This window comes from Lacrimispora sp. 210928-DFI.3.58, assembly GCF_020554865.1.
Taxonomy (GTDB): domain Bacteria; phylum Bacillota; class Clostridia; order Lachnospirales; family Lachnospiraceae; genus Enterocloster.
Map to the genome: position 1 here is coordinate 129,859 of NZ_JAJCIC010000008.1, position 8,654 is coordinate 138,512.

An 8,654-nucleotide genomic window follows, 5' to 3' on the forward strand; every position below is an offset into this window, starting at 1 on the left:
CAACCTTGACAAACCCCTGCATCCAGGTTATACTAAACCAGTACGCGGCAGGAAACAGCCTGCCGCATACACCCTAAAAAGTCATAAAGTTTCCACGCAGCCGGGGAGATAGCGGTGCCCTGTACCTGCAATCCGCTCTAGCAGGGGTGATACCTTGCCTCGGGCAGATTACTGCGGAGCTGCCTTATGTAAGTGGCGTTGACGTTTGGGTCTTACGCAACGGGAATCCGTGAACCGTGTCAGGGCAGGAATGCAGCAGCACTAAGCGGAAGCTCTCGTGTGCCGTGAGGGCGCCTGGATTGAGCTAACTGCATGAGTAACGTCCGTGGTAACTGCACAAAGCAAGGTGCGTGGATTAAAAATAAAAATTTTGATTTTATTCAGGCTCTCTAAGGCGCAAAATGGTCTTAGAGGGCCTTTCACGTTTAATTTATGCTTGCCCAGCCAATGCCTTTGCGTTATAATTACAAAATGGGTATAGTAGAACCATTGTCAGGAAAGCTTACACATTGAATAGTTACAAAAAGTCTGATAAGGAGGAAGCGCAATATGAGAAGAATAGGAATGCTTACAAGCGGCGGAGACTGCCAGGCACTGAACGCTACCATGAGAGGCGTGGCAAAATCCTTATATAACATGTTTGACGATGTCGAGATCATCGGGTTTGAGGAAGGCTACAAAGGCCTTATGTATGCAGATTACCAGATCATGAAACCGTCTGATTTTTCCGGGATATTGACCGAGGGAGGAACGATTTTGGGAACCTCACGCCAGCCGTTTAAGCTGATGCGCACTCCTGATGAAAATGGACTTGATAAGGTAGAATCCATGAAGCACACCTACAAGAAGCTGAAATTAAACTGCCTTGTAGTGTTAGGAGGAAACGGAAGCCAGAAGACAGCCAATCTGCTCAGCGAGGAGGGCCTCAATGTGGTCTCCCTTCCAAAGACCATTGACAACGACCTGTGGGGAACAGACATGACCTTCGGTTTCCAGAGCGCAGTAGACGTGGCTACCAACGCGATTGACTGCATCCACACAACAGCAGCCTCCCATGGCCGTGTATTTATTGTCGAGGTTATGGGCCACAAGGTGGGGTGGCTGACACTATACGCAGGCTTGGCAGGAGGAGCCGACATTATCCTTCTTCCTGAAATACCTTACGATATCAATGTTGTCTGCGATGCATTGACAAAGAGAGCCAAGGCCGGAAAGCGTTTCTCCATCCTGGCAGTGGCAGAGGGCGCCATCTCCAAAGAGGACGCCAGCATGACAAAGAAAGAATTAAAGGAAAAGAAGAAAAATGGAGTCGTATATCCTTCTGTTGCCTATGAGATCGGGGCAAAGATACAGGAGGTAACAGGCAGCGAGGTCCGCGTTACCGTACCGGGCCACATGCAGCGCGGCGGCGAGCCCTGCCCTTATGACCGCGTTCTTGCCACCAGGCTGGGCGCAGCGGCAGCCAGGATGATCGCAGATGGGGAATACGGCTACATGGTAGCAGTAAAGAACAATGATATCACCAAGGTTCCGCTGTCAGAGGTGGCCGGAAAACTGAAGACTGTTGATCCCTCCTGTTCTATGATCCAGGAGGCAAAGATGGTAGGCATCAGCTTTGGTGATAAATAATGACAGGCAGGGAAAGCCGCCATTGAAGGAGTTATAAACATGTCATACACGGCGTTATACCGCAAATGGCGTCCTGTTTCCTTTGAGGATGTAAAGGGGCAGGATGCCATTGTCCAGACCTTAAAAAACCAAATAACGTCGGAACGAGTCGGCCACGCCTATCTGTTCTGCGGAACAAGAGGCACAGGAAAGACAAGTATTGCCAAGATTTTTGCCAGGGCAGTGAACTGCGAGCATCCGAAGGAGGGAAGTCCCTGCAACGAATGTCCCAGCTGCCGGGCGATCCTGGCAGGCTCCTCCATGAATGTGGTGGAGATCGATGCTGCTTCCAATAACGGCGTGGAAAACATCAGAGATATCAGGGAGCAGGTCCAGTACCCGCCTACGGAGGGCAGATACCGGGTCTACATCATTGACGAGGTCCATATGCTCTCCATAGGAGCATTTAACGCGCTGCTCAAAACCCTGGAGGAGCCGCCCTCCTACGTCATATTTATCCTGGCGACAACAGAGGTGCACAAGATCCCCATCACCATTTTATCCAGGTGCCAGCGCTATGATTTCAAACGGATTTCCCTGGAGACCATAGCGGGGCGTCTGCGTGAACTGACGCAGGCAGAGCACATTGAGGTGGAGGATAAGGCCCTTTTGTATGTGTCAAAGGCGGCCGACGGCTCCCTGCGCGATGCATTAAGCCTCTTAGACCAATGTGTGGCCTTTCATTTTGGAAAGCTCCTCACCTACGACAATGTGCTGGAGGTGCTGGGGGCAGTGGATGCCGGCGTATTCAGCCGGATGTTTGGCGCGGCAGTGGAGGGCAGGACAAAAGACTGCATCCTGTGCCTGGAGGAGATCGTCATCCAGGGCCGCGAGCTGGGACAGTTTGTGACGGATTTTGTCTGGTACCTCAGAAATCTCCTGCTCATACAGAGTGCAGAGGATGCAGAGGGACTGGTGGATATGTCCCAGGAAAATTTAAAACAGTTAAAAGAGGACAGCAAAAAAGCAGACAGTGTGACCGTAATGCGCTACATCCGGGTCTTTTCCGAACTGTCCAATCAGCTGCGCTATGCCAGCCAGAAGCGCGTGCTGGTGGAGGTGGCTCTGATCAAGCTTACGAAGCCCTCCATGGAGCCGGATGTAGATGCCATTTTGCAGCGGGTGAGCCAGCTGGAAATGCAATTGGAGGATCTGGAGGCTGGGGCAGCTTCCGGAAAATACAGCTTTGCGCCAGGAGGTGCAGGAGCAGCCGGACAGCCGGTAACTCCCGGAGTCCAGCCAGGCATCCCGGGTGCACAGGCAGCAGGACAGGCAGTTTCCCAAGGGTATGCAGTTACTGCCAGAGAGCCGGAGATACCACCGGAAAAAGTGAGCCTGCCAAAGGCCCAGCTTGAGGACTTAAAATTGATCCGCAATGAGTGGGCTAAGATCGTCAGGAGCATGGGCGGAGGCGCCAGATCCTATCTCAGGGACACTGTGGTGGAACCCGGAGGGGAGAGCTGTCTTACGATCGTATTTTTAGATGCAATGAACTATGACATGGGGAAACGCCCAACGGTCATAGGCGAGCTGGAGCGGTATGTGGAGAACAGCTACGGCAGGTCCATTTACTTTAAGACCAGGCTTGCCGGACGGGGAGAGCGGCTTGACACCATTTACGTGACAGAACAGGAATTAGAAGATAAAATCCATATGGATATCACATATGAAGATTAAAATAGAAGGATAACAAACAGGAGGAATACACCATGGCAAAACGTGGCGGATTTCCAGGCGGAATGCCTGGCAACATGAATAATCTTATGAAGCAGGCACAGCGTATGCAGCGCCAGATGGAGGAGACGACCAAGGAGCTGGAGACCAAGGAATATACAGCCACCTCCGGCGGCGGAGCTGTCAGCGTTACCGTATCAGGCAAAAAAGAGGTTGTATCTGTAAAGCTGTCAGAGGAGGTCGTTGATCCCGATGATATCGAGATGCTGGAGGATCTGATCGTGGCAGCTACCAATGAAGCCTTCCGCAAGATGGAGGCAGACAGCAGCGAGGCAATGGCCAAGCTCACAGGAGGTTTAGGCGGAGCTCTGGGTGGAGGTTTCCCGTTCTAATGGATTACTACAGCAGTCAGATTACCAAACTAATCGAGGAATTATCAAAGCTTCCGGGAGTGGGGGCAAAGTCAGCCCAGCGTCTGGCCTTCCACATTATCAATATGCCGAAGGAGCAGGTGGAGGAGCTTGCAGGTGCAATGAGAAATGCCCGCAACAATATCCGCTACTGTAAGGAGTGTTTTACCCTGACAGACAGTGAATTGTGCCCGATCTGCAGCAGTGACAGGCGCAACCACAAGACCATCATGGTGGTGGAGAATACCAGGGATCTGGCTGCCTATGAGAAGACCGGGAAGTACGACGGAGTGTACCATGTGCTCCACGGAGCCATCTCCCCCATGCTGGGGATTGGCCCAGGGGATATAAAGCTGAAGGAATTGATGCAGCGGCTTCAGTCCGATGTTGAGGAAGTCATTATTGCAACCAATTCAAGCCTTGAGGGAGAGACTACAGCTATGTACATAAGTAAGCTGGTCAAGCCCACAGGCATTAAAGTAACCAGGATCGCCAGCGGCGTGCCTGTTGGCGGTGATTTGGAATATATTGATGAAGTGACGCTTCTGAGGGCATTGGAAGGAAGGACAGAGCTGTAAAGTCCGGGCCGTAAATAAGCGACAGGGAGATGCTTAAGATGGATAAATACGAGTTTAACATTAAGGTTGAGCAGATAAAGAAAATGGTGAACCGGAGCGATTATGAGACCGCCATGAAGATTGCCGATACCATTGACTGGCGGAGGGTGCGCAATGTAAACATCCTCTCCATGGTCGCCACCATTTACGAGAAGAACGAGGAGTTCCAGGAGGCAAAGGATATCCTGCTTCTCGCTTTTGAGCGCGCGCCTATTGGCAAGCGCCTGCTCTTTAAGCTGGCAGAGCTGGCGATCAAGGAGGGAAGCGTAGGGGAGGCAGAGGACTACTACAGGGAATTCTGCGACCTGGCTCCTGATGATCCCAGGCAGTATATTCTGCGTTATCTCATACTGGGAGCCAAAGGTGCTCCGGTGGAGCAGCTGATCCACACGCTGGAGCAGTACTGCAATATTGAGCTGGATGAGAAATGGCTCTATGAGCTGGCAGAGCTGTACAATGAGGCTGGCATGGGCGAGCTGTGTGTCATGACCTGTGACAAGATCATGCTCATGTTCGGCCTGGGTAAATATGTGGATAAGGCTATGGAGCTGAAGCTGCAGTACGCTCCTCTTACGAAATATCAGATGGATCTGGTGGAGAACCGGGATAAATACGAGGCAAAGCTGAAGGCCGTGGAGCAGGAATTTATATCAGGGAAGCCTTCCTACCAGGCTGACCGCGAGAGCGCATATACCAGGGAGCCGCGAGGCTATGAGGATCAGCCGGAGGAGGAAGATGTACCGGAAGAGGACAGGCCGGTATACGGGAGAAGAACTCAGATTTATGAGGACGCGCCTTCGGCATATGAGCAGGAGCCGGAGGTGTATGAAGAGGAGCACTCCGCATATGAGCAGGAGCCGGAGATATACGAGGAAGAGCCTTCGGCATATGAGCAGGAGCCGGAAGTATACCAGGAGGAATCTGACACATATGAGGAGGAACCTGAGGCGGAGGAGCCTTTCCATACTCCTGTGACGGTCGTAGCGGAGGAGACAGAGGATCAGTGGGAGGTTTCTGCCGATGACAGTCGTTCTCTGACTGGCGATGAATTAAAGGCCAGGCTTCACGAGGCGGAGGCCCAGGCCAATCTTGCCATGGAAATGTCAAAGCTTTCCGAAGAAGGCGGCTGCAGCCAGGAGCCGGAGCTGGCTCAGACCAGAGTCCTTACAGATATCCGCGAGCTGAACAAGGGACCCATATACAGCGGCTCTAATCATTTGATGATAGAAGCGGATATACCGGAGGAGGGCCTGAATCTTGCCATAGAGGCTTTAAGAAAGATCCATCAGGAGACAGGAGCCAAGAACCAGGCTGCTAAGATCACCGGAGACAAATTAAACCGCAGGGGAATCTTTACTATTTCGGATAAATTAACAGGGAAAGATCTGATCATTGAGCAGGCAGGTGATATGAATGAGTCCATCCTTCAGGAGCTGAACCAGCTTATGGCAAGAGATGAGACCGGCATGAGCATTGTGCTGATCGACACTGCGGAGCGTTTAGAGGAGCTTCACCGGGTATATCCGGGACTTGCAAAGCGGTTTGAGTGTATTGGAACTTCAGAGTCCGCAGAAAAGGTACAGGAAAAGGTACAGCCGGAGGTTCAGGAGGACAAGCGTCCTGTGCGCCAGGTGCAGCCTGTCAGGCAGTCAGAGACAGCTCCGGCGCCAAAAGCAGTGAAGACAGCAAGACATCCGCAGGCAGTTTCGTCCGGAGCACAGAGAAGATCGGAAGCTCCGGTCCAGCCAGCTTCTAAGCCGGAGCCTGTTAAGCCGGCAAGAGCCGCCGTTCAGCAGTCCCAGCCTGTGCGCAGCACTGCACGTCCGGAGGCAGCCGCTGCATCAGAGGAGGATCAGCCGGAGATTGACAATCGGCCTGTGATAAGGGTGCAGCCAAAGCGTGACAATGCTCCGGCACCTATTCCTACATTGAAAAAGAAGCCTGTGCAGCAGGAGGAGCCATCTGTAAACGAAGAGGAAGAGATGGACATTGATGAATTTGCAAAATATGCCTGCCAGTATGCCAGCGATATTGACTGCAGCATTTCCGGCAAGAGCATGCTGGCCCTGTATGAGCGTATTGAGATCATGGAGGAAGAGGGTATTCCTTTGACCAGGGCAAGCGCAGAAGATCTGATCGAAGAGGCAGCTGACCGGGCAGAAAATCCGGCGTTGATGAAACGTGTTACAGGTATATTCTCCTCCAAATATGATAAAGACGGACTGCTTATATTGAAAGAGGGGCATTTTATATGAGAACCATAAAATTAATTGCTCTGGATCTGGACGGAACCTTGCTTAACAGCCAGAAGGGCCTGTCAGAGCGCAACAGAAGGGCGCTGGCCCGATGCGCGGAGCAGGGGATCCAGATCGTACCAACCACAGGGAGGGCTGCAGGAGGCATTATGCCGGTGGTGCGTTCCCTTCCCGGGGTCAACTATGGTATTACCACGAACGGAGGCGTTGTGGCGGACCTGGTGGGGAACAGAAGCTTAAAGACCTGCACTCTGCCAAACAGGACGGCTCTTCAAATATTAAAGATCATTGATAAATACCACGCAATGTATGATCCATATATTGATGGAAGAGGCATTTCCCAGTCCAGATTCATGGACCATTTGGATGAATATGGGCTGAGCAGTGTAATGCAGGAAATGGTGCGGGCTACGAGAGATGTATATCCCAGCATCATTGGACATGTGGAGGAAACAGGCAAGGATGTTGAGAAGATCAATGTCTATGTTGCAGACCTGGGGGATAGGGAGCCGCTGAAAAAGGAGCTTTCTGCCATTCCGGGCCTGATCATAAGTTCGTCTCTGTACAACAATATAGAGATCAATATGGAAGGTGCTACAAAAGGAAATGCCCTTCTGTGGCTGGCCTCCTATCTGGGGATCAGCAGAGAGGAAACCATGGCCTTTGGTGATGGGGAAAATGACCTCAGCATGCTGAAGGCTGCCGGGATCGGCATTGCCATGGCAAATGGAATAGAAGCAGCGAAGGAGGCAGCAGATGAGATCACACTGACAAACGATGAGGATGGAGTAGCCGCAGCTATTGAGCGCCTTGTCTTGGATCAGCAGTGACCGCAGGATGGAATATTGGACATGATGACAGAACACTGGCTGTCCATAGGGGCAGGCATATTTTTAATAGGAATGATGCTGTACGGGCACTACCGCGGCTTTTTAAGACAGTGTGTATCTCTGGGAGCCCTTCTGCTCACGATCATCGTGGTGAAGGTAGGAGCTCCCTATACAACCGCCTTTATAAGGGAGAATCCGGCTATCCGTGAGAATGCAGCTCAGATGATACTGGAGGCTGCCGGATGGGAAGCGCCCCATCCGGAACAGGCAGAGCTTCCGGTAGTACAGAGGATAGCGATCGAGCAGATGAAGCTCCCGCAGTCAGTTAAGGATATACTGCTGGAAAATAATAACAGCGAGATATACCAGATGCTGGGAGTGCAGGAGTTTGCAGAGTATGTCAGCACATATCTGGCAGATATGCTGATCCAGGCCGTATGCTCTGCTGTGCTTTTTATTGCGGCATTTCTTCTCATCCATATATTGATCAAGTGGCTGGATCTGGTATCCAGGCTGCCTATCATATCAGGCCTGAATCATATTGCAGGTGCAGTTGTGGGCCTGACTCAGGGCTTGCTTCTTTTATGGATCGGAGGACTGCTTGTCAGTTTGTTTTCCGCATCCCCCGTAGGCCAGATGCTGGAAGCCCAGATTTATGAAAGTACCTGGCTTCTCTTTTTGTATCGGTACAATCTGATCAATATCCTTTTGGGAGGGATTATCAGAGGAATTTTTTGAAGAAAAAGAATTAATTGCATGAAATATATGTGCAATTGAGTCAAATCACTGAAAAAAGGTGGAAAGTCCCTTTTTCCAGTGATTTTTTGGTGGACACAAAATATAGTAGAAATCAAATAAAATAAGCATATTTTGTGGTCGGAAAAAGAAATAAAAAATTGTATAAAAAAATGGAACAAATTCCCTTGACAAGTTTGGATTATAGTGTTATATTAATTCCACCGCTAAAAAACAGCGGACAACCCCAAAAGGGATTAAAAAAAGTTGTTGACAAAGATTTGCAACTGTGGTAATATATAAAAGTTGCTGCTAAAAACAACAACAAAGAAAAAATAAAAAAGTTGTTGACAAAAGCAAATAACTGTGATAAGATATCAAAGTTGCTGCTGAACAAGACAACAACAAAGAGTTCCTTGAAAATTGAAGATTAAACAGTATGTAAAACCCTGAAAATTCTAAAAA

7 protein-coding genes and 1 other RNA gene are annotated in these 8,654 nt (G+C 50.4%); all 8 read left to right on the top strand.

What is annotated here, in order from left to right:
* Positions 1 to 92 precede the first annotated feature (92 nt).
* An RNA gene (gene ffs, locus LIZ87_RS07430) (signal recognition particle sRNA large type) lies at positions 93 to 354 on the top strand.
* A 195-nt stretch (positions 355 to 549) separates the two neighbouring features.
* Entirely contained in the window at positions 550 to 1,629 is a 1,080-nt protein-coding gene (locus tag LIZ87_RS07435) for a 6-phosphofructokinase (protein WP_178314537.1), read from the top strand.
* Between the two features lie 39 nt (positions 1,630 to 1,668).
* Positions 1,669 to 3,345: a DNA polymerase III subunit gamma/tau gene (gene dnaX / locus LIZ87_RS07440; protein WP_178314540.1), complete on the top strand. Its 1,677-nt coding sequence runs from the start codon at positions 1,669 to 1,671 to the stop codon at positions 3,343 to 3,345.
* Between the two features lie 32 nt (positions 3,346 to 3,377).
* Positions 3,378 to 3,734 carry a YbaB/EbfC family nucleoid-associated protein gene (locus LIZ87_RS07445; RefSeq protein WP_178314542.1) on the top strand — a complete coding sequence of 119 codons (357 nt, stop codon included), beginning with the start codon at positions 3,378 to 3,380 and terminating at the stop codon, positions 3,732 to 3,734.
* Entirely contained in the window at positions 3,734 to 4,330 is a 597-nt protein-coding gene (gene recR / locus LIZ87_RS07450; RefSeq protein ID WP_178314543.1) for a recombination mediator RecR, read from the top strand. Before LIZ87_RS07445 ends, recR begins: the two co-directional genes overlap by 1 nt.
* Before the next feature lie 38 nt (positions 4,331 to 4,368).
* On the top strand, positions 4,369 to 6,624 hold the full coding sequence (locus tag LIZ87_RS07455; protein ID WP_227146083.1) for a tetratricopeptide repeat protein: 2,256 nt from the start codon (positions 4,369 to 4,371) through the stop codon (positions 6,622 to 6,624).
* Positions 6,621 to 7,454 carry a Cof-type HAD-IIB family hydrolase gene (locus LIZ87_RS07460; protein WP_227146086.1) on the top strand — a complete coding sequence of 278 codons (834 nt, stop codon included), beginning with the start codon at positions 6,621 to 6,623 and terminating at the stop codon, positions 7,452 to 7,454. The genes LIZ87_RS07455 and LIZ87_RS07460 overlap by 4 nt, the downstream gene beginning before the upstream one ends.
* Positions 7,455 to 7,469: 15 nt before the next feature.
* The gene (locus tag LIZ87_RS07465) at positions 7,470 to 8,192 is read left to right on the top strand and encodes a CvpA family protein (RefSeq protein WP_178314549.1); all 723 of its coding nucleotides are present in this window, start codon (positions 7,470 to 7,472) and stop codon (positions 8,190 to 8,192) included.
* Positions 8,193 to 8,654: the final 462 nt, after the last annotated feature.